Genomic DNA, 24,127 nt, shown 5'->3' with positions numbered 1-24,127 from the left:
CGGCCCGTCACCCAGCGGTGGAGACCCCGGAGACCTTCCGGCGCCGGACCGCGTCCTCGTCCGTGTCGGCGTCGTACGAAAGCAGCTTCGGCAGCACCGCCGTCAGTGCGGCGACCGAGGCCACGCAGGCGAGTCCGCCCGACCAGATCGCGCTGCGGGTGCCCGTCCAGCCGGCGGCGGCCCCCGCGCGGACCTGGCCCAGCTGCGGGCCCACGCTGTAGGAGAGCACCTCTATGCCGGCCAGGCGGCCCCGGAGCTCGTCCGGGATCGTCTGGTTCCAGATCGTGGAGCGGCCGAGCCCGCTGAGCATGTCGCCCGCGCCCGCCAGCGCCAGGCACACCAGGACGAGCCATACGTTCGCGAACCAGCCGGCCGCCGAGATCGCGAGCCCCCATCCCACCGCCCCGCACACCACGAGCAGCCCGTGCCGCCGCACCCGTGACGTCCACCCGCTGGTCAGGCTGAGCAGCAGCGAGCCGACCGCCCCGGCCGCGTACATCAGGCCGAGCGACCACTCCGCGCCGAGATCCTCCGCGAGGAACGGGAAGATGGTGTTCGGGAAGGCGAAGAACATCGCCGTCATGTCGATCGCGTACGTGCCGAGCAGCACCGGCCGCGACCACGCGAACCGCGCGCCTTCCGCGAGACCCCGCAGGGACGGCTTCTCCGCGTCGTGCGCGGGAGAAGCCGGTCTGATGCGGGCGCACAGGGCCACGGAGACGGCGAAGGAGACCACCGTCACCGCGTACGCGGGGGCGTGCCCGGCGTAGGCGACGACCAGGCCCGCCAGCGAGGGGGCCGCGATCGCGCCGACGTTCCAGCGCAGGGAGTTGAGCGCGGCGGCCGCGGTGAGCTGGTCGTGCGGCACGATGCGGGCCATCAGGGAGTCCAGGGCCGGGCGTTGCAGCCCCGCGAGCGCGGAGACCCCCGCCGCCACCACGTACAGCGGCCACAGCAGCGGCTCCGGAAGCAGCGCGTTCACCAGCAGCACCGCGGCCAGCAGGCCCAGGCCCGCCTCGGTCAGGAGGATCACCTTGCGGCGGTCGACCGCGTCGGCCAGCGCACCTCCGTACAGCCCGAAGACGATCAGCGGCACCAGCTCGACCGCACCCATGGCCCCGACGGCGAGCGGCGAGTCCGTGAGGTCCTTGATCTGCAGGGGCAGCGCGACCAGGGCCATGAAGCTGCCGAAGGTGGTGACGAGGCCCTGGACCCAGAGCAGCCGGAAGTCGCGGGTGGAGCGCCAGGGGGAGAGGTCGGGCAGTATCGAGGAAAGGGCCACGAACAGCCATGGTCAGCGCCACCGACGCGCTGGGGCAACCGATTTCTTCGGTTGAACGGGTGGGTGGGAGACATCCGCCGCGAAGCGGCGGCTCAGTTCACACCCTCACCAACGCGCAGGCGGCGGCGCCGTCAGCTGGTCGGCCAGGCGGGAAAGCCGGTCGCGCAGGCGGCGTCGCCCCCGCGCCGCCGGGAGCGAGTTCTCGCCTGCCGCCGCGCTCACCAGGTGCTGGACCATGTCCAGGTCCAGGTCGGGCGACTCCGGCACGGGGAGCGCCTCGTGGGCCATGGCCCGCAGATCGCCGTGCCCCGAACCCAGGGACAGGACCGTCGCCCCCGCCGCGCGGGCGTCGTGCACCCGCTCAAGGAGGCCCGCGCCCGGTGACGCCGCCGGGGTATCCGGGGCCACCACGAGGAGCGTCTCGCCGCGCCGTGCCGCCTCGATGCGGCCGAGCCCCGTCGACAGGTGCGCGGGGTCGCCCTCGCGGACCCGGTGGCGTACGAGCGTCGGCGTCAGTTCCGGTGTCCCGGACCACGCCGCCTCGTCCACGAGGTGGGCGGCCAGGTGCCACGGCTCGTACTCCTCCGTGCCCACCAGGAGGAGTCCGCCGCCGTGCGGCACCACGGAGGACCGCAGGCTCCCCGCGAAGCGGCGCGTCGCGCCCACCCACTCGGTTCCGGCGAGCACTTCGCGAAGGAGCGCGACCCGTACGGCGTCCATGGGGCCGCATCCTGCCTCAAGGAGCGAGTCGTCAGGCCGAGTTCACCGGGAATTCGCCCGGGGTGGGGACTGACCGGGGATGGCTGATGAGACAACTGTTCCCTTCCGCGCCGGACGCGAGGGCTACGCGAGCTTCCGGATCCCCGCCGTCGTCCTCACCGAATCCGGCTCCCTGCTGGCCTTCTGCGAAGGGAGGGTCGGCTCGCAGGAGGACTTCGGCAACATCGACGTGGTCCTGAAGCGGTCCGGCGACGGCGGACGCACCTGGGGGCCGCTCCAGGTCGTCGCCCAGAACGGCGTCCACCTCGCGGGCAACCCCGCCCCCGTCGTCCTCGACACCGGCCGCATCCTCCTCGTCCAGGTCCGCAACGCCGCGTCCGCGACCGAGGACGCCATCCGCCGCGGCACGGTCTCCGCGGCGAACGGGCGGCGGATCTGGGTGCAGCACAGCGACGACGACGGGCTGACCTGGTCGGCGCCCCGGGAGATCACCGGGCAGGTGAAGAAGGCGAACTGGCGGTGGTACGCGACCACCCCCGGCCACGCGGTGCAGATGAGCACGGGCCGGGTCGTCGTGCCCGCCAACCACTCCCTGCCGCCCACCGGTACGGACAACGGTACCGAGGGCAAGTACAACGGCGGCCACTGCCTGCTCAGCGACGACCGCGGCCAGACCTGGCGGATCGGCTACATCGACGACAACACCAACGGCTATGTGAACGTGAACGAGACCACCGCCGCCGAACTCCCCGACGGGCGGCTCTACTTCAACACGCGCAACGACTCACCGGCCCCCGGGACCCGCGCCGACGCCTACTCCCTCGACGGCGGCCAGAGCCTCGTCAAGCCGTTCCGGCCGCAGGCGGGTCTTGTCGGCCCCGTCGTCGAATGCAGCGTCCTCCAGCTGCGTACGCCGGACGTGCTGCTGTTCTCCGGGCCCGCCGACCCCGGCTTCCGTGCCCTGATGACGGTGCGCCGCAGCCACGACGGAGGCACGACATGGAGGCACGCGTACACCGTGGACGGGCTGCCCGCCGCGTACTCCGATCTCGTACGGCTCGACGACCAGACCGTCGGACTCCTCTACGAGACGGGCGACTTCAGCGCGTACGAGACGATCACTTTTCGGCGGATACCGGTGGCCGCGCTGGCCTGACTCAGGGGCGGGACGGGCGGTGAGTAAGGTCGGCCGCATGACCTCTAACGACAGTGTGCAGAAGGCCCCGGCGAAGGACCCCTGGGAGCTGCCCGACGTCTCCGGGCTCGTCGTCGGCGTGCTCGGCGGCACCGGGGACCAGGGCCGCGGCCTCGCCTACCGCCTGGCCCGCGCCGGCCAGAAGGTGATCATCGGCTCCCGTGCGGCCGAGCGGGCGCAGACCGCCGCCGAGGAGCTGGGCCTCGGCGTCGAGGGCGCCGAGAACGCGGAGTGCGCGCGGCGCAGCGACATCGTGATCGTCGCCGTGCCGTGGGACGGCCACGGCAAGACCCTCGAAGCGCTGCGCGAGGAGCTGAGCGGCAAGCTCGTCGTCGACTGCGTGAACCCGCTCGGCTTCGACAAGAAGGGCGCCTACGCGCTGAAGCCCGAGGAGGGCAGCGCCGCCGAACAGGCCGCCGCCCTGCTTCCGGACTCCCGGGTCACGGCCGCCTTCCACCACCTGTCGGCGGTCCTGCTGCAGGACGCGGCCGTCGAGGAGATCGACACCGACGTGATGGTCCTCGGCGAGGCCCGTGCCGACACGGACCTCGTCCAGGCGCTCGCCGCGCGGATCCCCGGCATGCGGGGCGTCTTCGCGGGACGCCTGCGCAACGCGCACCAGGTCGAGTCCCTGGTGGCCAACCTGATCTCCGTGAACCGGCGGTACAAGGCGCACGCGGGGCTGCGCGTGACCGACGTCTAGGGCGTAGCGGGCATGGGGGACACTGGTCCGGTACGACGTCACGCCTCAGCGCGACTCGATCACCGACCCCGACAGGAGCCGACCCCCATGCCCCGCCTCGCTCTCTACGCCCTCACGGTCTGCGCCCTCGCCGTCGTCGCGGCCGTGGTCTCCTTCGTCCAGGGCTACTGGATCGGTGTCATCTGGGTGCTGCTCGCGGGGCTCTCGTCGAACATGGCGTGGTACTACCTGCGCCGCGCGAAGGCCCAGCGGGACGCGTCGCGCGGTGCTACGGGTTGAGCGTGCAGTACTGGCTCGTGTCGCCGTCCCAGAAGCGGTAGAAGTCCTGGCCGCAGTACGTCTCCAGGTCGTACACGCCAAGGCCGCGCAGGATCGCGTCGATCGCGTCGAAGAAGGCGCCGTTGACCTCGGGGATCCACAGGATGCCGAAGACGGCGATCAGGCCGAAGGGCGCGAACGGCTCCACCTGGCGGCGGATCTTGTGCGAGAGCCAGGGCTCGATCACTCCGTAGCCGTCCAGGCCCGGGATGGGCAGCGAGTTCAGGATCGCGGCCGTCACCTGCAGCAGCGCCAGGAAGGCGAGCGCGAAGCGGAAGGTGTCCGGGACGCCGGAGAGCGCGTCGAGCCAGAAGGGCGCGGTGCAGACGACCGCGAAGGCCACGTTCGTGAGCGGCCCGGCGGCCGAGATCAGGCTGTGCTTCCACTTGCCCTGGATGCGGCCCCGCTCGATGAAGACGGCGCCACCGGGCAGGCCGATCCCACCCATGATCACGAAGAGCACCGGAAGCACGATGCTGAGCAGGGCATGGGTGTACTTGAGCGGGTTGAGGGTCAGATAGCCCTTCGCGCCGATGGAGATGTCGCCGCTGTGCAGGGCGGTGCGTGCGTGCGCGTACTCGTGCAGACAGAGCGAGACGATCCAGGCCGCGGTCACGAAGAGGAAGACGGCGATCCCGGGGCTGTCCGCGAACCCGGTCCATACGGCCCAGCCGGAGACCGCGGTGACGGCGGCGATCCCCAGGAAGACGGGGCTGATCCGCCGGTCGCTGCGTCGGGTGGGAGCGGTGGTCATGGGGCGGGGCTCCTGGAGATGGCGGGCCGGTTGTCGTACGGGACCGTACCCCGGCATACGGCGAAAACGTCTCGCACTGGGTGGGGAGTTCCAGGGAGGGTGGGGGGCCGACGAAGCCGGTGACGCGTGCGCGCCGACGCCCGGCGCGGCACCTTCCCACCTCCACCAGAGACAATGGACCCCGTGCGCTATCGCATTCTCGGCACCACCCAGGCATTCCACGCCGACGGCACGGCCATCGCCGTCGGCGGCTCAAGGCTGCGCGCGCTCCTGACGGTCCTCGCCCTGCGGGCACCCCGTCCCGTCCCCGCGCCCGTCCTCGTCGACGAGGTGTGGGGCGGCGACCCGCCCGCGGACGCGACCGGCGCGCTGCAGGCGCTGGTGGGACGCCTGCGCCGGGCCATCGGCGCCGGCGCGATCACGTCGACCGACGGCGGATACCAGCTGATCGCCGCGCCGGACGACATCGACCTGTACCGCTTCGACCGCCTCGCGGGCGAGGGGACGGACGCCCTCGCCGACGGCGACGCGGCCAAGGCGGCGGCGATCCTGGACGACGCGCTGGCCCTCTGGCAGGGTTCGCCGCTCGCCGACCTCCCCGACCGCACGGCGGAGGCCGCCCGCTGGGAGTCCCGCCGCCTCGAAGCCCGCCGCGCCCGCCTGGCAGCGGCGCTCGCGCTCGGCCGGGCCGAGCAGGTGCTGCCCGAACTCGTCGCGCTGTGCGAAAGCCACCCCCTCGACGAGCCGCTCCAGGCCCTGCGGCTGCGGGCGCTGCGCGACGCGGGCCGCCCGGCGCAGGCACTGGCCGCGTACGACGGAGTACGCCGCCTCATCGCGGACCGCATCGGCGCCGACCCCGGCCCCGAACTCCGCGCCCTCCACGAGGAGTTGCTGCACCACGAGAGACCGCACGCCCCGTGGCCACCCGCCGAACCGGCCCGCTCGCCGGAGAGACCGCAGGGCAATCTGCGGGCCAGGCTCACCTCCTTCGTCGGCCGCGAGGGCGACATCGAGGCCATCCGGGGCGACCTGACGCGGGCCCGCCTGGTCACGCTGCTCGGGCCCGGCGGCGCCGGGAAGACGCGGCTCTCGCAGGAGGCCGCGGAGGCGTACGCGGACGGCGTGCCCGACGGCGTATGGCTGGCCGAGCTCGCACCGGTCGAGGGCCCGGACGCGGTGCCGGAGGCCGTCCTCACCGCGCTCGGCGCCCGCGAGACGGTGCTGCGCGGCGCGGGCGCCGAAGAGATGCGGGCGGTGTCGGAGCGGCACGGCGACGACCCCGTCCTGCGCCTCACCGAGCACTGCGCGCCGCGCCGCATGCTCCTGATCCTCGACAACTGCGAGCACGTCATCGACGCCGCAGCCCGCCTCGTGGACCGGCTGCTCGCGCACTGCCCCGGCCTCACGGTCCTCGCCACCAGCCGTGCACCCCTGGGCGTACCGGGGGAGTTGCTGCGCCCCGTGGAGCCGCTGCCGGAGCCGACCGCGCTGCGGCTGCTCGCGGACCGCGGCGCGGCGGCCAGGCCGGGCTTCCGCGTCGAGGACGACCGGTCGGCGGCGGCGGAGATCTGTCGGCGCCTCGACGGCCTGCCGCTCGCCATCGAGTTGGCCGCGGCCCGCCTGCGGATGCTCACCCCGCGGCAGATCGCCGACCGCCTCGACGACCGCTTCCGCCTCCTGACGAACGGCGCGCGCACGGTCCTGCCCCGCCAGCAGACCCTGCGCGCGGTGGTCGACTGGTCCTGGGAGCTCCTCGACGCCCCCGAGCGCACCGTCCTGCGCCGCCTCTCCGTCTTCGCGGGCGGCTGCGACCTGGCCGCCGCCGAGGAGGTGTGCGGGGCGCCCGCCGAGTCCGCCGTGGCCGGTGACCGGGCGGGGCCGCGCCCGCTCGACGTCGCCGACGTCCTTGGCTCCCTCGTCGACAAGTCCCTTGTCGTCGCCGCCCCTTCGCCGCAGGGTGGCATGCGCTACCGGCTCCTGGAGACCGTGGGCGAGTACGCAAGGGAGCGGCTCGACGAGGCGGGCGACCGCAGCGCCGCCGAACGGGCCCACCTGGTGTACTTCCGGGAGGTCGCCCGGGTCACCGAACCGCGGCTGCGGGGCGGCGGCCAGCGGGAAGCCGTCGGCCGCCTCGAGGTCGAGTACGAGAATCTGCGCACCGCCCTGCGGCACGCGGTCGCCGCCCGCGACGAGCAGGAGGCGCTCTGCCTCGTCCTGTCGCTCTCCTGGTTCTGGACCATCCGCGACCTGCGCGTCGAGACCCGCAACTGGTCCCGTGACGTCGTCGCCCTGGGGCCCGACCCCTTCGCGCGCCCCGTCACGCCGGTCGAACCGCTCTACGAACGCTGCACGGACAACCCGCCGCCCATGCGCCCCGAGGTGCTCGCGGAGGCGCGGCGCGGCGTCCACCTCATCCAGCTCTCCTGCATGGACATGAACATGGAGGCGTGGCAGACGCCCGAGGCCATGGAGAAGCTCGCGGGCATCCGGGAGGCCTACCGGCCGGGGCTGCCGCAGACCTGCTGGTCGCCGGGGAGCCTGTGGTTCTTCGCGGTGCTGCTCGACGGGGACATCGACCAGCTGCACGACATCGTCGACGCGACCATCGCCACCTGCCGGGAGCGGGGCTACGACTGGGAGCTCGCCGCGTCCTTGCAGCAGCGCGCCAACATCCTCGCCAACCGCGCCGACTGGGCGGGCGACGCCCGCCGTGACGCCGACGAGTCCCTGGAGATCTTCACCCGGCTCGGCGACGTGTGGGGCATGGCAGAGGCGCTCTCCTCGCGCGGCGAGGCCCATGAGCGGCGCGGCCGTTTCGCCCTCGCTGCCGAGGACTTCGGCGCCGCCATCGAGCACGCGGAGCGGCTCGGCGCCCCCGCGCAGGTGAGCGTGCTCACGGCCCGCCTCGGGGCGGTGCTCGCCGAAGGGGGCGAGGAGGCCAGGGGCGAGGAGCTGCTCTGGTCGGTCATGGAGCGCGACGGCCTGGGCGCCAACTCCAGCGAGTCCATGCCCGCCGCCCGTTTCTTCCTCGTCGACCTGCTCGGCCGCACCGGCCGCACGGCCGAGGCGCGCGAACAACTCCAGCTCCTCAGGGAGGAGTTCAAGGCCGTCGACTTCGTCATCTTCGAGGGCTTCATGCTGGGCGCCGAGGCCTGGCTCGACACGGTGGAGGGCCGTCATGCCGAGGCTCTCGCCACGTCGCGCTCCGCGCTCGACAAGTCCCTCGACCCACTGACCAAGATGATGGCGCCGCAGATGACCTCGGTCCATCTCGCCACCGCCGCTCGCGCCCTGGCCGCGCTCGACGGCGGCCTGTACGCCCACGACGCCGCGCGCCTGATCGCCGTCGCCGAACGCGAGCTGCCGCCCGGCCACTTCGCCGCCGCCGCGGAGCGCGAGATCAGGACGGCCGCCGTGGAGTCGGCGCGCGGGGCACTGGGTGACGCTGCGTACGAGGCCGCGTACGCGGAAGGCGGCAGCCTCTCCGTGGGGGAGGCCGCCGCCCTCTGCGACACGTACATCGGCTAGGTCCTGTCCGGCGGAGATCCGCCGGACAGGACCTAGCTGCTCCGCGCTCAGCTCTTCGTGCGGAACTTGTGGATCGCGACGGGCGCCATCACCACCGTGAGCACCACCGACCAGCCGACCGTCACCCAGATGTCGTGCGCGACCGGGCCGCCCACCATCAGGCCGCGCGCGGAGTCCGCGAGCGAGGACAGCGGGTTGTAGTCGGTGAAGGCCTGCAGCCAGCCCGGCATGGACTGCGTCGGCGCGAAGATCGACGAACCGAACTGCAGCGGCATCAGGACCAGGAAGCCCATCGCCTGCACGGACTGGGCGCTCTTCAGCGAGACGCCGAGGACCAGGAAGATCCACATGATGGCCGAGCCGAAGAGGGCGGACAGGCCCACCGCGGCGAACAGGCCGCCCCAGTTGGTGATGTCGAAGCCCACCAGGACACCGACGATCATCATGACCGCCGTCGCGACGAGCATGCGCATCAGCTCCACCACGATCTTGGCGAAGAGCACCGAACCCTGGCCGATCGGCAGGGTGCGGAAGCGGTCCATGATGCCGTTCTGGAAGTCCTGGTTGAAGCCGGTGCCGACGGCCATGGCGATGTTCATGCTCATCATCGCCATCATGCCGGGCACCACGTACTGCACGTACGCGTCCTGGCCGCCGCCGAGTGCCTGGCCGATGGAGCCGCCGAAGACGTACACGAACAGGAGCGTGAAGATGATCGGCATCAGGATCGCGTCGAGCATCGACTCCGGGTCCTGGCGGATCCACAGCAGATTGCGGCGGACCAGGGCGCTGGTGTGGCGCACGTGGTCACGCAGGCCTATGCGGGCGTCCGCCTCACCCTCATGGAGGGGCGGCGTGAGAGTGGTGGCGCTCATACGGCAACCTCCTCGAGTTCGGGGCGGGCGTCCTGCGGGGCGCTGGCCTTCTGGCCGGTGATGGAGAGGAACACCTCGTCCAGGCTGGGCAGTTCGGTGGCGATGGAGCCGATCGTGATGCCGCGCGCGGTGACCGCGCCGACCACGGCGGTGAGTTGCTCGTCGCTGAGGATCGGCACCAGGACCGTGCCGGACTCGGCGTCGACCGTCGAGGTGGCGAGACCGGTCAGGCCCATGTCGTCGAGCGCGCCGGCCAGCGGACGCAGCTCCAGCGGGTCGGCCGGGCGGATGCGCAGGGTGCGTCCGCCGACCTTCGCCTTCAGCTCGTCGATGCCGCCGTTGGCGATGACCTTGCCGCGGTCGATGACCGTCAGCTCGGAGGCGAGCTGCTCGGCCTCCTCCATGTACTGCGTGGTGAGCAGGACCGTGACGCCGTCCGTGACCATGCGCTTGACCTCGGCCCACACCTCGTTGCGGGTGCGGGGGTCGAGGCCGGTGGTCGGCTCGTCCAGGTAGAGGACGGAGGGGCTGCCGATCATCGACGCCGCGAGGTCGAGGCGTCGGCGCATGCCGCCGGAGTACGTCTTCGCGGGCCGGTTGGCCGCCTCGGTGAGCGAGAACCGCTCGAGGAGGGAGTCCGCCCTCGACCTGGCCTCCTTGCGGGAGAGGTCGAGCAGACGCCCGATCATGTAGAGGTTCTCGCGCCCGGAGAGCTTCTCGTCCACGGATGCGTACTGGCCGGTGAGGCCTATGACCCGGCGGAGCTGGCGGGGCTGCTTGACGACGTCGTAACCGGCCACGAAGGCGGAGCCCGAGTCCGGGACGACGAGGGTGGAGAGGCAGCGTACGAGGGTGGTCTTGCCGGCGCCGTTCGGGCCGAGCACGCCGAGGACGGTGCCCTCGCGTACGTCGACGTCCACGCCGTCCAGTGCTTTGGTCTCGCCGTAGTGCTTGACCAGTCCCCTCACGGTGACGGCGCTTCCGGCGCCGCCGGGGGTGATGTCGATTCGCTTCATGCCGCAAGAGTGTCAGGCACCACCGACAAACCACCGACAGCCCGCCTACACCTGGCCGGGTGGGCGGGAGACATCGCCGCGAAGCGGCGGACGAAAAGCCCGCGCCCGAACGAAAGGGAAGCGAACAATGAGCCCGCAAAACGCCCCCCGGCGAGGAAAAAGCGGACAGCCCGTCGACGGGGGAAGTTCGACGGGCTGCCGGTGGTGCCGCTATGGCTCATAGGGCGGTGAGGAACCGCCTGGCGGTACTAGTGGACCGCATGCTCCCCGGCGGGGAACGTACCGCCCACCACGTCCTCGGCGAACGCCTTGGCCGCGCCGCTCATCACGCCCCGCAGGTCCGCGTACTGCTTGACGAAGCGCGGCATCTTGCCGCCGGTGAGGCCCAGCATGTCCGTCCAGACCAGGACCTGCGCGTCGCATCCCGCGCCCGCGCCGATCCCGACCGTCGGGATGTGCAGGGAGCGGGTGACCTCGGCCGCGAGCTCCGCGGGGACCAGCTCCAGGACCACCGCGAACGCGCCCGCGTCCTGCGCCGCCTTCGCGTCGTTGAGGAGTCGGTGCGCCGCCTCGTCGCCGCGGCCCTGGACGCGGTAGCCCATGGTGTTCACGGACTGCGGCGTGAGGCCGAGGTGGGACATGACGGGGATGCCCGAGGAGACGATCAGCTCGGTCTGGGCGAGCGAGCGTTCGCCGCCCTCCAACTTCACCGCGCCGACCCCGGCCTCCTTCACCAGGCGCGTCGCCGAGCGAAGGGCCTGGACCGGCCCCTCCTGGTACGACCCGAAGGGCAGGTCGCCGACGATCAGGGCACGTGACGTGCCCCGTACGACGGCCGCGGACAGCATGGTCATCTCGTCGAGCGTGACGGGCACGGTCGTCTCGTACCCGAGGTGACAGTTGCCCGCCGAGTCGCCGACCAGCATCACCGGGATGCCGGACTCGTCGAAGACGGACGCGGTCATCGCGTCGTACGCGGTCAGCATGGGCCACTTCTCGCCCCGCTCCTTGGCGGCGGCGATGTCCCGGACGGTGATGCGGCGGGTGCTCTTGCCTCCGTACAGCGCCTTGCTGCTGTCGGTGGACCGGCTCGAGGCGGACCCCGCGGGCTGGTTCTGGGCAGCCGAAAGTTGCGTCATCGCAACGGCTCCTTCTCTTATCTCGAGGCGCCCTGACGGCGTCCCCGGATCACCTCCATGGTGGCACCGCGCGACGCCCGTCGGCTAGTGGACCCTTGGGTAAAGTCTTTACAATACGAGACGGTCTCGTATCGGAAAGGCTCTAAAGTGGTCGGCATGACTTCTCCCGCCGTCACCACCCCACGCATACCGGAAGCCGTCCACCGGCGCCGTTGGGCGATCCTCGGCGTCCTGATGCTGAGCCTGCTGATCGTGGTGCTCGACAACTCGATCCTGAACGTCGCCATCAAGACGATCTCGACCCCGGAGCCCACGGGCCTGGGCGCCACCCAGGGCGACCTGGAATGGGCCATCAACGCCTACACCCTGGTCTTCGCGGGGCTCCTCTTCACAGCGGGTCTGCTCGGCGACCGGCTCGGCCGCAAGAGGGTGCTGCTCGCGGGCCTCGCCGTCTTCGGCATCGGCTCCGCGCTCGCCGCCGAGTCCGGCTCACCCGTCCAACTCATCCTGTTCCGTGCGGTGATGGGCCTCGGTGCCGCCTTCGTGATGCCCGCCACCCTCGCCGTCCTGATGAACGTCTTCGAGCGCGACGAACAGCCCAAGGCCATCGGCATCTGGGCGGGCGGCGTCGGCCTCGCCATCGCGATCGGGCCCATCACCGGCGGCGTACTGCTCGACCACTTCTGGTGGGGCTCGGTCTTCCTGGTGAACGTGCCGATCGTGATCGTCGCGATCGGCCTGATGATCTGGCTCGTCCCCGAGTCGCGCGACCCCAAGCCCGGCCGGATCGACCTGGTGGGCGTGGCCCTGTCCGTCGTCGGTCTCGTCCTGCTCGTCTACGGCATCATCAAGGGCGGCCAGCTCGCCGACTTCACCGACCCCGCCGTCCTGGGGACCAGCCTCGCGGGCGTCGCCGTACTCGTCGGATTCGTCCTGTACGAGAAGCGCAGCGACCACCCGTCCATCGACATCTCGTACTTCAAGAACCGCGTCTTCTCGGCGGCGATCAGTTCCCTCGCGCTCGTCTTCTTCGCGCTGATGGGCGTGACCTTCTTCGCGGTCTTCTACACGCAGAGCGTGCGCGGCTACTCGCCCCTGCAGACCGGCCTGTTGATGCTGCCGCTCGCCGCGGCCCAGCTCATCTTCGCGCCGCGCGCCCGCCTCGTCGTCGACCGCTTCGGGGTGCGCGCCGTGTGCACGGGCGGGCTGCTGCTCCTGGCCGCGATGCTCGCCGCCTTCACGACGCTCGAAGCCGATACGCCGATCTGGATCCTGGAGGTCATCTTCTTCCTGATGGGCACCGGCATGGCGCACATCATGACGCCCGCGAGCGTCGTCATCATGCAGGCGCTGCCCCGCGAGAAGGCCGGCTCTGCCTCCGCCCTGAGCAACACCTTCCGGCAGGTCGGCGGCGCCCTGGGCATCGCGGTGCTCGGCTCCGTGCTCTCCGCGGCCTACCGCAGCGGCGTCGAGGACAAGCTCACCGTGCTGCCCGCCGGCGCGCGGCACGCGGCGGGCGAGTCCATCGAGGCCACCCTCGGCGTCGCCGCCGAGCTCGGCCCGCGCGGCGAACCACTGGTGACCGCGGCCCACGACTCCTTCCTGCACGCCATGCACATCACGGCGCTCTGCGGCGCGGGCGTCGCCCTGATCGGAGTCGCGGTCGTCGCCCTGTTCCTGCCGGGCCGCACGCCCCAGGAGCCGGACGCGCGGCAGGAGGAGGCCGACCCGGTGGGCGCGGGGCGCTGACCAGGGAGCGGGGTGCTGACCGGGGAGCCGGGCCGGGCAGGGACAATCTGCCTGGCAGCCGGGGGAACGAGAGTACGGAGCAGACGTGGGCCACATCGCCAGAGGCGTCCGGGGGCGCCCCCGCAGCGAGGCAGTGGAGCGGTCGATCGTCGAGGGTGTCCTGAAGATGATCGAGGACGGTGTGCCCCTGGCCGACCTCTCCATCGAGCGGATCGCTCGCACGGCGGGTGTGGGCAAGGCCACCATCTACCGCCGCTGGAACGGCAAGGAAGAGCTGTTCGTCGACGTCCTGCGCGGCATGGACGACCCCCCTCCCGAGCTGGCGGGCGATTCCATGCGCGGGGATCTCATCACCCTCCTCGACGACCTGCGCAAGCGCGGCCTGAACCTGAGGTCATCCGCGCTCCTGCACAACATCGTCGCGCAGATGAAGAGCCTGCCGAAGCTGTGGGAGGCCTACCACGCGACCGTCATCGATCCGCGGCGCCGCATCATGATGGACGTGCTGCGCCGCGGCGTCGAGAACGGCGAACTGCGCCCGGACGTCGACATCGTGCTCGCCAACGATCTCTTCGCGGGACCCATGCTCGTACGCACCGTTCTGCGCTCCGACGATCCGCTCGACGAGGACCTCGCGGAGCGGATCGTGGACACCGTCCTTGAGGGGTTGCGGTCCACGGGGTGAATGTGCGCGTTTCGTCACAGCGGCCCGTTGTGCGGGGAGATGCGGAACCCGCCGCGCCGTGCCGCTCGTCCTCGTCCCGTACGGCCGTCTCGGACGGCGGGGAGACACCCGATCATCGCCTAGGGTTTCAGGGGCGAGGACGGTTGCACGGCACCAGTGAGGCGACGAGCGTATGGCGCAGGCGTATGTGACGGAGACGGGTACCGGCGGCGCGGGGCCAGACCGCCAGGGGTCCCGGCTCCGGCGCCTGGCCGACGGATGGCGCGGCGACCGGGGCATCTGGCGGCGCGGGCTCGTCACGGCCGGGGTCGCGGTGGTGCTCGCCCTGGTGTTGGTCTTCCACGCGGAGATCCCGAACGGCGTCGGCAACCTCGGGAGCCTCATCGAGACATTCCTGCCCTGGCTCGGCCTCCTGATCCCGGTGCTGATCGTCATCGGCTTCGTCCGCAGGTCCGTCACCGCGCTGATCGCCGTGCTGCTGCCCGCGGTCATCTGGGTGAGCTCCTTCGGTGGTCTGATCACCGGCAAGTCCGCCACCGGCGGCGACCTGACGGTCGCCACCCACAACGTGAACGCGGAGAACGCCGACCCGGCGGGCACCGCCCGCGACGTCGCCGCGTCCGGCGCCGACGTCGTGGCCCTGGAGGAGCTCACGGCGGACGCCGTCCCGACGTACGAGAAGGCCCTGGCGAGCACGTACAAGTACCACTCGGTGCAGGGCACGGTCGGCCTGTGGAGCAAGTACCCGTTGACCGGCACCAAGACCGTCGACATCAAGCTGGGCTGGACCCGCGCGATGCGGACGACGGTCGACAGCCCCAAGGGCGAGGTCGCCGTGTACGTCGCCCACCTGCCCTCGGTGCGGGTCAAGCTGGACGCGGGCTTCACCGCCAACCAGCGTGACGCGAGCGCGGACGCGCTGGGCGAGGCGATCGCCGACGAGCCGATCTCCAAGGTCGTGCTCCTCGGTGACCTGAACGGCACGATGAACGACCGCGCCCTGAACGCGGTCACCTCGCAGATGCGCTCCACCCAGGGCGCGGCGGGCGACGGCTTCGGCTTCAGCTGGCCGGCTTCGTTCCCGATGGCGCGGATCGACCAGATCATGGTGAAGGGCGTCGAGCCGCTGTCGTCCTGGACGCTGCCGGAGACGGGCAGCGACCACCTGCCGATCGCGGCGCGGGTCGAGCTGTAGCCTCGGGCAGCGCCCCGAAGGGGCGCGAGGAACCGCGCGCCCAGCCACGACGCACCCGCAGTCGCGTACGGAACGCTGCGTGGCCCCGCGCTTAGCGCACCGCACATCCGCTCTTAACCTCACGGAATACTGGGCCTGAGAGGCTTTGTTCCGGAAGTAAACTTACGGAACACCACTCCCTCATGCGCTCCCCCGGAAGGTTCTTCATGCCCCTGGCCCTGCTCGCCCTAGCCGTGGGCGCCTTCGGCATCGGTACGACCGAGTTCGTGATGATGGGCCTGCTGCCCAACGTCGCGGACGACCTGGACATATCCATCCCCACCGCCGGGCACCTGGTCTCGGCGTACGCCCTGGGTGTCGTCATCGGCGCACCGCTGCTCGCCGCCGTCACCGCGCGGATGCCGCGCCGCCGGGTGCTCATCGGCCTGATGGTGCTCTTCGTCGCGGGCAACGCGCTGTCGGCGGCGGCCCCCGACTACCACTGGCTGATGGCCGCCCGCTTCCTCAGCGGCCTCCCGCACGGCGCGTTCTTCGGCGTCGGCGCGGTGGTCGCCACGGGGCTCGTCGCCCCCGAGCGCAAGGCGCGCTCCGTCTCGCTCATGTTCCTCGGCCTGACCGTCGCCAACATCGTCGGCGTGCCCGTGGCCACGGCCATGGGCCAACAGCTCGGCTGGCGCGCGACGTTCCTCGCGGTCAGCGCGATCGGCCTCGCGGCGATCGGCGCGCTTGCCCTCCTCGTCCCCGCCGACCACGGCCACGGCGAGAGCGGCGGCCTGCGCGGGGAGCTGCGCGCGCTCGGCAGCGTTCCGGTGTGGCTCGCGCTCGGCACGACCGTCGCGGGCTTCGGGGCACTGTTCTCCGCGTACAGCTACGTGACACCGATGCTGACCGATGCCGCGGGCTACGCCGAGTCCAGCGTTACGTTGCTGCTCGCGCTGTTCGGTGTCGGCGCGACGGCGGGCAACCTGCTCGGCGGCCGGCTCGCCGACCACTCCCTGCGGGGCACGCTCTTCGGCGGGCTCACGGCGCTCGTGGTGGTCCTCGCCCTGTTCCCGGTCCTCATGGGGGCGGCGTGGAGCGCGGCGCTCGCGGTGACGCTGCTCGGCATGGCGGCGTTCACGACGGGCTCGCCCCTGCAGCTGATGGTCATGGAGAAGGCGTCGGCGGCACCGTCCCTGGCCTCCTCCGCCAACCAGGCGGCGTTCAACCTCGCCAACGCGGGCGGCGCGTGGGTCGGCGGCCTCGCCCTTGCCGCGGGCCTCGGGGTGACGTCACCGGCCGTGGTGGGCGCGGGGCTCGCGGTCCTCGGCCTCGGGGTGGCTGGAGTGGCGTACCTGGTGGACCTGCGGTCGCCGGTGTCCGGCAGTGGCCGCTTGGTGGCGGCGCACGCGGTGTCTGACCGTGAGACGTCCCACGCCGGGTAATCGGGTGGGTGGGTGGGAACGATCCGCCGCGAAGCGGCGGTACAGGGCGGTCCCCACCCACCGCGGGGTCAGACGGATTCCCGCCATCGATTGGTAATCGGCAGCCGGCGGTCCTTGCCGAAGCCCTTCGCGGAGATCTTCGTGCCCGGCGGGTACTGCCGCCGCTTGTACTCGGCGGTGTCCACCATCCGCAGCGTCTTGACGACGAGTTCCCGGTCGTACCCGGCGGCGACGATCGCGTCCGCTCCCTGGTCCCGGTCGACGTACATCGCCAGGATCGCGTCGAGGACGGGGTAGTCCGGCAGCGAGTCCGTGTCCACTTGGCCGGGACGCAGCTCCGCGCTCGGCGGCTTGCTGATGGAGTTCTCCGGGATCGGCGGTGTCTGGCCGCGCTCGACGGCCGCGCGGTTGCGCCACTCGGCGAGCCGGAAGACCAGGGACTTGTAGACGTCCTTGATCGGACCGTACGCCCCGACCGAGTCGCCGTAGAGCGTCGAATACCCCACCGCGAGCTCGGACTTGTTGCCCGGGGCGAGGACGATGTGGCCCTCCTGGTTGGAAAGGGCCATCAGCATCGTGCCGCGCAGGCGCGACTGGAGGTTCTCCTCGGCGAGCCCGGTCAGACCGAGCGAGCCCATGTACGCGTCGAACATCGGGGCGATCGGCACGGTCCGCAGGTTCAGCCCCGTACGCCGGGCCAGCTCCTCCGCGTCACCGATGGAGTGCTCGGAGGAGTAGCGCGACGGCATGGCGACGCCGTACACGTTCCGCGCGCCGAGCGCGTCGCAGGCGATCGCGGCGACGAGCGCGGAGTCGATGCCTCCGGAGAGGCCGATCAACACGCTGCTGAATCCGTTCTTCGCGGCGTACGCACGCAGCCCGACGACCAGCGCCGAGTACACCTCTTCGTCGTCGTCGAGCCGGTCGGCGTACCCGCCGGTGAGCTCGGGCTCGTACGCGGCCAGGGGCTCCTCGGAGAGCGTGACGTGCTCGATCCGCAGCCCGTCGTCCACGACGCCCGACGGTGGCTCGGGCGCGGCGGCGGGCAGCTCCAGGTCGAGGACCACGCAGCCCTCCGCGAACTGCGGTGCCCGCGCGATGACTTCGCCGTTCCGGTCCACGACCACCGAGTCGCCGTCGAAGACGATCTCGTCCTGGCCGCCGATCATGGCGAGGTACGCGGTGGTGCAGCCCGCCTCCTGCGCGCGCTTGCGCACCAGCTCGAGGCGTACGTCGTCCTTGTTCTGCTCGTACGGCGACGCGTTGATGGAGAGCAGGAGCCCCGCCCCCGCGGTGCGCGTCGCGGGGACTCGGCCGCCGTCCTGCCAGAGGTCCTCGCAGATGGCGAGCGCGACGTCGACGCCGTGCACCCGCACGATCGGCAGGGTCTCGCCCGGCACGAAGTAGCGGAACTCGTCGAAGACGCCGTAGTTCGGCAGGTGGTGCTTGGAGTACGTCAGGACCGCCTCGCCCCGGTGCAGCACGGCGGCGGCGTCACGCGGGGCGCCCGCGGGCTGGCCGTACTTGGGCTTGGCCTCCTCCGTGCGGTCGAGATATCCGACGACGACCGGCAGCTCGCCGTACCCCTCGTCGTTCAGCCGCACGGCGAGCGTCCGCAACGCCTCCCGCGAGGCGTCGACGAAGGACGACCGTAGGGCGAGGTCCTCGACGGGATAGCCGGTCAGCGCCATCTCGGGGAACGCGACGAGGTGCGCTCCCTGCTCGGCGGAGTGCCGGGTCCAGCGGACGATCGCCTCGACGTTCCCGGCGAGATCGCCGACGGTCGAGTCGATCTGATTCAGGGCGAGGCGTAGTTGAGGCACGCCGCCCAGTGTAATCGTCAGAGCGACGCGATGTCCTGCCGGACGGGTGGACGCGATGCTCTGCGGGTCGTGTGACGCGATGCTCTGCGCGTCGTGTGACGCGATGCTCTGCGGGTCGGGTGTGGGGCACCCCCGGCGGGGGCGCCCCACGGGGGGCCGGTCAGCGGCGGTAGCCGAGGACCGTCATCATTCCTGCCTCCGAGTGGTACACGTTGTGGCAGTGGATCATCCACAGGCCCGGGTTGTCGGCGTCGAAGTCCACGGTCAGCGTGCCGTTCGGCAAGATGACCGCGGTGTCCTTACGGGGGCCGCCCGCCACGTTCGCCAGGGCGAACGTGTGGCCGTGCAGATGGACCGGGTGCCACATCGTCGTCGAGTTGGCGAAGACCAGGCGGACGCGCTCGCCCGCGCGGATCGGGTGCCGCCGACCGGGGGAGTAGGGCTTCTTGTCGAAGGCCCAGTCGTACTTCGCCATGCCGCCGGTCAGCCGGAGCCTGATCGTCCGGTCCGGCTCGCGGGACGGGAGGGCCACGGACCGCGCCGCCCGCAGCTTGTCCGCCGTCAGGAGGCGGCCCTTCAGCTCCTTGGGGCGGGTCGACGGGGTGGGTGCCGCGCCGCCGCCTGTGCGGAGGACCGCCAGGGCTGCGGCCTTCTTTCCCTCGGCCGCCGCGGTCAGCGGGAACACGCCGTCCTTGGCGGTGACCAGGACGTCATAGCGCTCGCCCATGCCGAGCAGCAGGGCGTCCGTCCTCGCGTGCTCCACCGGGAAGCCGTCCGTGTGCGTCACCGTCATCTCGTGGCCGCCGAGCGCCACCCGGAAGGCCGTGTCCCCGCCCGCGTTGATGATGCGCAGGCGGATGCGGTCGCCTGGGCGTGCCTTGAAGGAGGAAGGGGCGTCCGGCGTGCGGCCGTTGATCAAATAGTGCGGGTACGCCACGTCGCCCGCGTCGCCGCCGAGCAGGTCGCTCTTGGCGCCCATCATCATGCGGGACGGTCCGGATGAGCCGGGGGTGGACTTCGGCTCGGGGGACGCGTCGGTCCGCAGCGACATGCTCGACATGGCGTGGCCGCCGTGATCCATGCCGCCGCCCGTGTCACCTCCCTCGTTGCCCCCGGCGCCTTCGCCGCCGTCGCCGCCCATGTCGTGGTCGCTCATGCCCTTGCTGAGCTCCGCGAGCACGGCGTCCGGTGTCGATCCGTCCACCCCGTCGACCCAGTCGTCCAGGACGACGACCCACTCCTTGTCGTACTTCAAGGGCTCCTTGGGGTCCTCGACGATCAGTGGTGCGTACAGACCGCGGTCCTGCTGGGTGCCCGAGTGGGGGTGGAACCAGTACGTCCCCGGGTGCGGCACCGAGAAGCGGTAGGTGAAGTCGGCGCCGGGCTTGATGTCCTTCTGGGTGAGACCGGGGACGCCGTCCATGTCGTTGCGCAGGGCCAGGCCGTGCCAGTGCAGGGATGTGGCCTGGGGGAGGTGGTTGGCGAGCGTGAGGGCGAGGGTGTCGCCCGCGGTGACGCGCACTTCCTTGCCGGGGAGCTGGTCGCCGTACGCCCAGGTCCTGACCGTGCGCCCGCCGAGGTCGAGCTTGGCCGTCATGGCCATGAGCTTCACCTCGCGGACCGTGCCGTCGCCTGCTCGCTTCTTCTCCGCGTCGGCTACTTCCTTGCCGGAGGGGTCGACATAGCCCTCGGGCTCGGAGCCGCGGCCGTGCCCGGCGTGGGCGGAGTCCGGGCCGGAGCCGGAGCCGGAGCAGGCCGTCAGGATGCCCGAACCGGCAGCGGCGGTCGCGGCGCCGAGCAGGGCGCGGCGTGAAGGGGTGCGGGATGAAGGGGTGCGGAGTGAAGGGGCGTCGGGTGAAGGGGCGTCGGGTGAAGGGCTTGCGGGGGTGCGCAGGGGTTGAGTGCGCATGGCTGAGTACACCTCGTCCTAGTGGTGCGTGCAGATGGGCGCATCTGCTGCTTCTGGTACACCGCTCGACGCCCGGAGGTTCCCATCGAGGACTCCGCCGGGACGCGGGCAGCGCGAAGCAGCCGGTGCGTCGGCCTAAATGCGCAGCACCGAGAGGCGGGAGAGGAGTATGCGGGGCGGTGGCGGGTTGGGCCGCGGCCCGTCGCGCAGCCGGGCGAGCGGACGCACGGGGACGGCGAAGCCGCCGGGCCGCAGCAGGCCCGCCTTGAGCAGCAGTACGAGGGTGAGTGCGGCGAGGACCGCCAGGCAGACGGAGAGCGGGTCCATGCCGTCCATCCCGCCTGTGCCGGTGGGGGCTGAAGCCGCGGGCAGGGTCGGCCGCGCGTGCTCGTGCCCGGTGCTGCTTCCGCTCATGTCATGCGGCTGGGCGGCTTGTTCGGCCCCGCTGGAGCGGTCGGCCGCCTGACCCGTGGAGTGGCCCGTGGAGTGGCTCGTCGAGTGAGCCGCCGTGGAGCTCGACGAGTGGCCCGTCGAATGATCCGCCGGCTGGCCTGTCGAGTGGCCTGTCGGGTGGCCCAGCGTGTGCATCGTCACGATGCCGAAGAGCAGGGCGGCGAGCAGCAGGAGCTGCCTGCCGTTCACTGATCTCTTCGTGGCCACCATGGGCGGAACCTTACCCCCGGCGGGTATCCCGCGACATGCGGCCCCCCGACACTCCACTGATCATGAGCCCATGAGGACTATGGGTAAACCGGCGCGGCAGTACGCATCAGTCGGTGACGGCAGAGACGGCAGAGACGGCAGAGACGGCAGAGGCGGCAGAGGCGGCGGAGACGGCAGAGGCGGCAGAGGCGGCGGACGCGGCAGAGGCGGCGGACGCGGCGGACGGGGCGGACGCGGCGGGGACTCGCGTGTCGTCGCCGACTAGCGCCGTCAGCGCCGCCGTGCCGACCTCACGGGCGGAGCCCCGCCCCGCCCGCACTCGTGCCGCCGCTGTCGCCGTCTCGGCCCTCCTGATACTCGGTGCGCTCGCCTACAGCACGTGGATCCTCGAAGCCCTTCTCGGGACGGGGCTGTCACCGGTCAGCTCGTACGTCAGTGAACTCGCGGCCCAGGACCAGCCGTTCGGCGCGCTGTTCCGCAGCGCCGACCTGATCGCCGGGTTGCTGGTCCTGGCGGGCGCGGTGGGCGCGTTGCTGTGGCTGCTGCCGCGCCGGAGGTGGACGACCGTGGGGTGGGCGGGGCTCGTGCTGTTCGGGGCGGCCACCGCGGTCGACTCGCGGCTGCCGCTGAGCTGCGCGCCGACCGCCGACGCGGCATGCGTGGCCAGGGAGCGGGCGGGGCTCGTACCGGCGGCGCACGCGGCGCACGCCGTGAGCAGCAGCGTCGCGGTGACGGGGGCGGTGGTGGGGATGGTGGCACTGACGCTCGCCGCTCGGCGGTACGGGATCCTGCGCTCCCTCGCGGGCCCCCTCGGCCTCGGCCTCGTACTCCTCGAACTGGCCGCCACCGCCTGGACCTTGGCCGCCGTGGCCGCCTTCGACGCGGGGCACGGCACATGGGGGTTGGGGGTGGGCCAGCGGCTCCAGGTGCTGCTGATCGCGGTCTGGATGGGGCTTCTTGCGTGTGCGGTGGCGCGTGCGGTGGCGCGTGTGGGGGCGCGGCGCGGATGAGCTTCGTACGGATCGGGGGCGTGCCGCACCACGTGAAGGTGACGGGGAGCGGGCCGGTGTGCGTGCTGAGTTCGGGGCTCGGGCTCGCGTGGTTCGACTGGGACGCGGTGGTGGAGATCCTCGCCCCATCGCGGACCGTCGTCCGCTTCGACCGGCCGGGGGCGGGGCTGAGCGGGCACGCGCGCGTGCCGCCCACGCTGGTGGGCGAGGCGGAGCGGATCGCTCGGGTCCTGGACGCGCTGGGCCTGGCCGGACCGGCCACCGTGGTCGGGCACTCGCTGGCCGGCTTCCACTGCGAGGCGTTCGCCCGCCTCTTCCCGGCGCGCACGTCGGGCCTGGTCCTGCTCGACTCCAGCGTCGAGGAGCGACCGAGAGTACGGGTCCCGCGCGGGGCGCGGGTTGCGGCGGCTCGGGCAGGCGGGGCGGTACTGAGTGGGGTGGGGCTGCCGCGGGCGGTGGGGCCCGCGGTGCGGAGGGTGGCGGTGCGGGGTGACTCGGCTTCGGCGGAAGCGGTGAGGCTGGTCTACGGTTCGAGCCGGGTGCTGCGCGGCTCGCTCTTGGAGTACGCGACGTACGGCGACGTGGCGACCGAACTCGCCTCTGTCCGCCGGGAGTTCATCCTCCCGGGTCGGCTTCCGGTGACAGTGCTCGCCGCGTATGCGGGGGGCGCGGTGAACTGGCTCGCCCGCCAGCGGGCCCTCGCCTCCTCCCTCGACGCGGCCTTCCGCGTCGCGGAACCGTCAGGCCACCTCCTGATGCGGGACGCCCCGGGGGACGTGGCGGAGGCGGTGCGGGCCACGCCCGCGTGAGGTCCCTGAACCGCCGTTTCGCGGCGGATCTTTCCCGCCCATCCATCCGATTGCCCCGCAGTACCCCCGCCCCGAACTACCAGGTGCTGCCGGGTAATCGGGCGGGTGGGCGGGAGGCACCCCGCCGCGGAGCGGCGGTCCAGGGCATACCGCCGGGCCACCAGGAAATACCGCCGGGCCACTAGGAAGTGGCGTCCCCCCGGCTCCCCCGGCTCCCCCGGAGTGCCCGGCTCCCCCTGAGCCCCCGCACACTCTCCCGGATCACGATGTGCGTCCCCAGCAGATGCCTCTCCTGGCCCGCCCGCGGTGTCCCCGCCAGGGCCAGGCGGACCGCTGTGCGGCCCATCTCCTCCGCGGGGATGTGCACCGTCGTCAGGCCGGGTGTGATGTCCGCCGCCACGGGGTCGTCGTTGTAGCCGACGACCGAGATGTCCTCCGGGACCCGGAGCCCGTGCTCCCGCAGCGCGATCATCGTGGCCGCAGCCACCCTGTCGTCGCCCGCGAAGACCGCCGTGAAGTCGGGCTTTCCGTCCGCCTTCTTCAGGAGGTCCATGATCGCCTCGTACCCGTTGTGCTGCCCGAATCCGATGCCGTGCAGGATCGCCTCCTCGCGTGGCACCCCGTGGTCGGCCAGCGCCCGCAGGTATCCCGCGACGCGGTCCTCGCCGGTGGTGTGGCCGGGCTGGTAGCCGATCAGGGCTATCTTGCGGTGGCCCGCCCCCAGCAGGTGGCTCGTGATCGCGTACGCGCCCGCCTCGTTGTCGTACTCGACGACCAGCGCGGGGACGTCCGGCGCCGGCGCCGGACGTCCGCACAGGATCAGCCGCGAGCCCGCCGCCGCGAGCGCCTCCGCGTACCGCGCCATCCGCTCGCGGTACTCGTCGTCCTCGATGACACCGCCCACGAGGACCACCGCCTCGGCGGCCTGTTCGCGCATCATCTGCACCAGGGCAAGCTCGCGCGCCGGATCGCTGTTCGTCGACGCGACCAGGGTGAGCCTGCCCCGCTGGGCGGCCTCCATCTCCACGCCCTGCGCGACCTGCGCGTAGAAGGAGCTCACCAGCTCGAACATGAGCACCGCGATCGTCTTGCGGCCCGCGCCCGCCAACGCGCGCGCGTGCGCGTTGGCGACGTAGTCGAGGTCCTTGACGGCCCGCAGCACCTTCGCACGCGACGCCGTCGACGTCGGGTAGTTGCCCGCGAGGACCCGCGAGACGGTCGCGACAGAGACGCCGGCCCGCGCCGCCACATCGCGGATGGTGACCCGCTCACCCACTGTGTCTCCTCATGTAGCAGTATCCGGGCCCAGCAGCAGTATCCGCGTCAAGTA

20 protein-coding genes are annotated in these 24,127 nt (G+C 71.9%); 10 read left to right on the top strand and 10 right to left on the bottom strand.

Annotated elements, in window-relative coordinates:
• Positions 1 to 7: 7 nt before the first annotated feature.
• Together AC5P1C_RS06510 and AC5P1C_RS06505 are read right to left on the bottom strand one after the other, a co-directional pair.
• On the bottom strand, positions 8 to 1,282 hold the full coding sequence (locus AC5P1C_RS06510) for an MFS transporter (protein ID WP_493864691.1): 1,275 nt from the start codon (positions 1,280 to 1,282) through the stop codon (positions 8 to 10).
• Between the two features lie 105 nt (positions 1,283 to 1,387).
• Complete coding sequence (locus tag AC5P1C_RS06505; protein ID WP_493864690.1) at positions 1,388 to 2,002, bottom strand: hypothetical protein; 615 nt, start codon at positions 2,000 to 2,002, stop codon at positions 1,388 to 1,390.
• Between the two features lie 79 nt (positions 2,003 to 2,081).
• Here AC5P1C_RS06505 and AC5P1C_RS06500 point away from each other — a divergent pair, with 79 nt between their 5' ends.
• From AC5P1C_RS06500 to AC5P1C_RS06490, 3 genes are read left to right on the top strand one after another with little or no spacing between them, the layout of a single operon-like run.
• Positions 2,082 to 3,158: a sialidase family protein gene (locus AC5P1C_RS06500; protein WP_493864689.1), complete on the top strand. Its 1,077-nt coding sequence runs from the start codon at positions 2,082 to 2,084 to the stop codon at positions 3,156 to 3,158.
• A gap of 37 nt (positions 3,159 to 3,195) precedes the next feature.
• A complete protein-coding gene (gene npdG / locus AC5P1C_RS06495) occupies positions 3,196 to 3,900 on the top strand; it encodes an NADPH-dependent F420 reductase (protein ID WP_493864688.1) in 705 nt (234 codons plus the stop codon).
• A 12-nt stretch (positions 3,901 to 3,912) separates the two neighbouring features.
• Positions 3,913 to 4,179 (top strand): hypothetical protein, encoded by a 267-nt coding sequence (locus tag AC5P1C_RS06490; protein WP_493864687.1) that lies wholly within the window; start codon positions 3,913 to 3,915, stop codon positions 4,177 to 4,179.
• On the opposite strand, the gene AC5P1C_RS06485 is transcribed toward AC5P1C_RS06490, so the two are convergent.
• The gene (locus AC5P1C_RS06485; RefSeq protein WP_493864686.1) at positions 4,169 to 4,972 is read right to left on the bottom strand and encodes a site-2 protease family protein; all 804 of its coding nucleotides are present in this window, start codon (positions 4,970 to 4,972) and stop codon (positions 4,169 to 4,171) included. The genes AC5P1C_RS06490 and AC5P1C_RS06485 overlap by 11 nt on opposite strands.
• Positions 4,973 to 5,146: 174 nt before the next feature.
• Between AC5P1C_RS06485 and AC5P1C_RS06480 the strand changes: the two genes are divergently transcribed.
• On the top strand, positions 5,147 to 8,500 hold the full coding sequence (locus AC5P1C_RS06480; protein WP_493864685.1) for an AfsR/SARP family transcriptional regulator: 3,354 nt from the start codon (positions 5,147 to 5,149) through the stop codon (positions 8,498 to 8,500).
• A gap of 47 nt (positions 8,501 to 8,547) precedes the next feature.
• On the opposite strand, the gene AC5P1C_RS06475 is transcribed toward AC5P1C_RS06480, so the two are convergent.
• From AC5P1C_RS06475 to panB, 3 genes are all read right to left on the bottom strand, one after another.
• Positions 8,548 to 9,375 carry an ABC transporter permease gene (locus tag AC5P1C_RS06475; RefSeq protein WP_493864684.1) on the bottom strand — a complete coding sequence of 276 codons (828 nt, stop codon included), beginning with the start codon at positions 9,373 to 9,375 and terminating at the stop codon, positions 8,548 to 8,550.
• Positions 9,372 to 10,391 (bottom strand): ATP-binding cassette domain-containing protein, encoded by a 1,020-nt coding sequence (locus tag AC5P1C_RS06470; RefSeq protein ID WP_493864683.1) that lies wholly within the window; start codon positions 10,389 to 10,391, stop codon positions 9,372 to 9,374. Before AC5P1C_RS06470 ends, AC5P1C_RS06475 begins: the two co-directional genes overlap by 4 nt.
• Positions 10,392 to 10,639: 248 nt before the next feature.
• The gene (gene panB, locus AC5P1C_RS06465) at positions 10,640 to 11,530 is read right to left on the bottom strand and encodes a 3-methyl-2-oxobutanoate hydroxymethyltransferase (protein ID WP_493864682.1); all 891 of its coding nucleotides are present in this window, start codon (positions 11,528 to 11,530) and stop codon (positions 10,640 to 10,642) included.
• Positions 11,531 to 11,686: 156 nt separating this feature from the next.
• On the opposite strand from panB, the gene AC5P1C_RS06460 reads away from it, so the two are divergent.
• The 4 genes from AC5P1C_RS06460 (at position 11,687) to AC5P1C_RS06445 (ending at position 16,583) form a co-directional block, all read left to right on the top strand.
• On the top strand, positions 11,687 to 13,279 hold the full coding sequence (locus tag AC5P1C_RS06460) for an MFS transporter (RefSeq protein WP_493864681.1): 1,593 nt from the start codon (positions 11,687 to 11,689) through the stop codon (positions 13,277 to 13,279).
• An 85-nt stretch (positions 13,280 to 13,364) separates the two neighbouring features.
• Positions 13,365 to 13,964, top strand: coding sequence for a TetR/AcrR family transcriptional regulator (locus AC5P1C_RS06455; RefSeq protein WP_493864680.1), 600 nt, complete (start codon positions 13,365 to 13,367; stop codon positions 13,962 to 13,964).
• Between the two features lie 172 nt (positions 13,965 to 14,136).
• Entirely contained in the window at positions 14,137 to 15,159 is a 1,023-nt protein-coding gene (locus AC5P1C_RS06450) for an endonuclease/exonuclease/phosphatase family protein (RefSeq protein ID WP_493864679.1), read from the top strand.
• 206 nt (positions 15,160 to 15,365) lie between these two features.
• On the top strand, positions 15,366 to 16,583 hold the full coding sequence (locus AC5P1C_RS06445) for an MFS transporter (RefSeq protein ID WP_493864963.1): 1,218 nt from the start codon (positions 15,366 to 15,368) through the stop codon (positions 16,581 to 16,583).
• A gap of 68 nt (positions 16,584 to 16,651) precedes the next feature.
• Here AC5P1C_RS06445 and AC5P1C_RS06440 read toward each other — a convergent pair whose 3' ends face one another.
• The 3 genes from AC5P1C_RS06440 to AC5P1C_RS06430 all read right to left on the bottom strand — a co-directional run bounded on the left by AC5P1C_RS06440 (position 16,652) and on the right by AC5P1C_RS06430 (position 20,978).
• Positions 16,652 to 18,406, bottom strand: coding sequence for an NAD+ synthase (locus AC5P1C_RS06440; protein WP_493864678.1), 1,755 nt, complete (start codon positions 18,404 to 18,406; stop codon positions 16,652 to 16,654).
• 160 nt (positions 18,407 to 18,566) lie between these two features.
• Positions 18,567 to 20,315 carry a multicopper oxidase family protein gene (locus AC5P1C_RS06435; protein ID WP_493864677.1) on the bottom strand — a complete coding sequence of 583 codons (1,749 nt, stop codon included), beginning with the start codon at positions 20,313 to 20,315 and terminating at the stop codon, positions 18,567 to 18,569.
• A 135-nt stretch (positions 20,316 to 20,450) separates the two neighbouring features.
• Positions 20,451 to 20,978, bottom strand: coding sequence for a hypothetical protein (locus AC5P1C_RS06430; protein WP_493864676.1), 528 nt, complete (start codon positions 20,976 to 20,978; stop codon positions 20,451 to 20,453).
• 113 nt (positions 20,979 to 21,091) lie between these two features.
• Here AC5P1C_RS06430 and AC5P1C_RS06425 point away from each other — a divergent pair, with 113 nt between their 5' ends.
• Both AC5P1C_RS06425 and AC5P1C_RS06420 read left to right on the top strand, forming a co-directional pair.
• Complete coding sequence (locus AC5P1C_RS06425; protein WP_493864675.1) at positions 21,092 to 21,988, top strand: DUF998 domain-containing protein; 897 nt, start codon at positions 21,092 to 21,094, stop codon at positions 21,986 to 21,988.
• Entirely contained in the window at positions 21,985 to 22,797 is an 813-nt protein-coding gene (locus tag AC5P1C_RS06420; RefSeq protein ID WP_493864674.1) for an alpha/beta fold hydrolase, read from the top strand. The genes AC5P1C_RS06425 and AC5P1C_RS06420 overlap by 4 nt, the downstream gene beginning before the upstream one ends.
• Before the next feature lie 181 nt (positions 22,798 to 22,978).
• On the opposite strand, the gene AC5P1C_RS06415 is transcribed toward AC5P1C_RS06420, so the two are convergent.
• Positions 22,979 to 24,073 carry a LacI family DNA-binding transcriptional regulator gene (locus AC5P1C_RS06415; RefSeq protein WP_493864673.1) on the bottom strand — a complete coding sequence of 365 codons (1,095 nt, stop codon included), beginning with the start codon at positions 24,071 to 24,073 and terminating at the stop codon, positions 22,979 to 22,981.
• Positions 24,074 to 24,127: the final 54 nt, after the last annotated feature.

It is taken from the genome of Streptomyces sp. A18 (assembly GCF_059026065.1).
Note: the sequence above shows the minus strand (reverse complement) of the source record. Positions and strands in the feature narration are given on the sequence as shown.

Excerpts from the sequence above, each read along its gene's own strand:
- AC5P1C_RS06505 (WP_493864690.1), bottom strand. The coding sequence starts at position 2,002 with ATGGACGCCGTACGGGTCGCGCTCCTTCGCGAAGTGCTCGCCGGAACC.
- AC5P1C_RS06500 (WP_493864689.1), top strand. The coding sequence starts at position 2,082 with ATGGCTGATGAGACAACTGTTCCCTTCCGCGCCGGACGCGAGGGCTAC.
- npdG (WP_493864688.1), top strand. The coding sequence starts at position 3,196 with ATGACCTCTAACGACAGTGTGCAGAAGGCCCCGGCGAAGGACCCCTGG.
- AC5P1C_RS06490 (WP_493864687.1), top strand. The coding sequence starts at position 3,913 with ATGGGGGACACTGGTCCGGTACGACGTCACGCCTCAGCGCGACTCGAT.
- AC5P1C_RS06485 (WP_493864686.1), bottom strand. The coding sequence starts at position 4,972 with ATGACCACCGCTCCCACCCGACGCAGCGACCGGCGGATCAGCCCCGTC.
- AC5P1C_RS06480 (WP_493864685.1), top strand. The coding sequence starts at position 5,147 with ATGGACCCCGTGCGCTATCGCATTCTCGGCACCACCCAGGCATTCCAC.
- AC5P1C_RS06475 (WP_493864684.1), bottom strand. The coding sequence starts at position 9,375 with ATGAGCGCCACCACTCTCACGCCGCCCCTCCATGAGGGTGAGGCGGAC.
- AC5P1C_RS06470 (WP_493864683.1), bottom strand. The coding sequence starts at position 10,391 with ATGAAGCGAATCGACATCACCCCCGGCGGCGCCGGAAGCGCCGTCACC.
- panB (WP_493864682.1), bottom strand. The coding sequence starts at position 11,530 with ATGACGCAACTTTCGGCTGCCCAGAACCAGCCCGCGGGGTCCGCCTCG.
- AC5P1C_RS06460 (WP_493864681.1), top strand. The coding sequence starts at position 11,687 with ATGACTTCTCCCGCCGTCACCACCCCACGCATACCGGAAGCCGTCCAC.
- AC5P1C_RS06450 (WP_493864679.1), top strand. The coding sequence starts at position 14,137 with ATGGCGCAGGCGTATGTGACGGAGACGGGTACCGGCGGCGCGGGGCCA.
- AC5P1C_RS06445 (WP_493864963.1), top strand. The coding sequence starts at position 15,366 with ATGCCCCTGGCCCTGCTCGCCCTAGCCGTGGGCGCCTTCGGCATCGGT.
- AC5P1C_RS06435 (WP_493864677.1), bottom strand. The coding sequence starts at position 20,315 with ATGCGCACTCAACCCCTGCGCACCCCCGCAAGCCCTTCACCCGACGCC.
- AC5P1C_RS06430 (WP_493864676.1), bottom strand. The coding sequence starts at position 20,978 with ATGGTGGCCACGAAGAGATCAGTGAACGGCAGGCAGCTCCTGCTGCTC.
- AC5P1C_RS06420 (WP_493864674.1), top strand. The coding sequence starts at position 21,985 with ATGAGCTTCGTACGGATCGGGGGCGTGCCGCACCACGTGAAGGTGACG.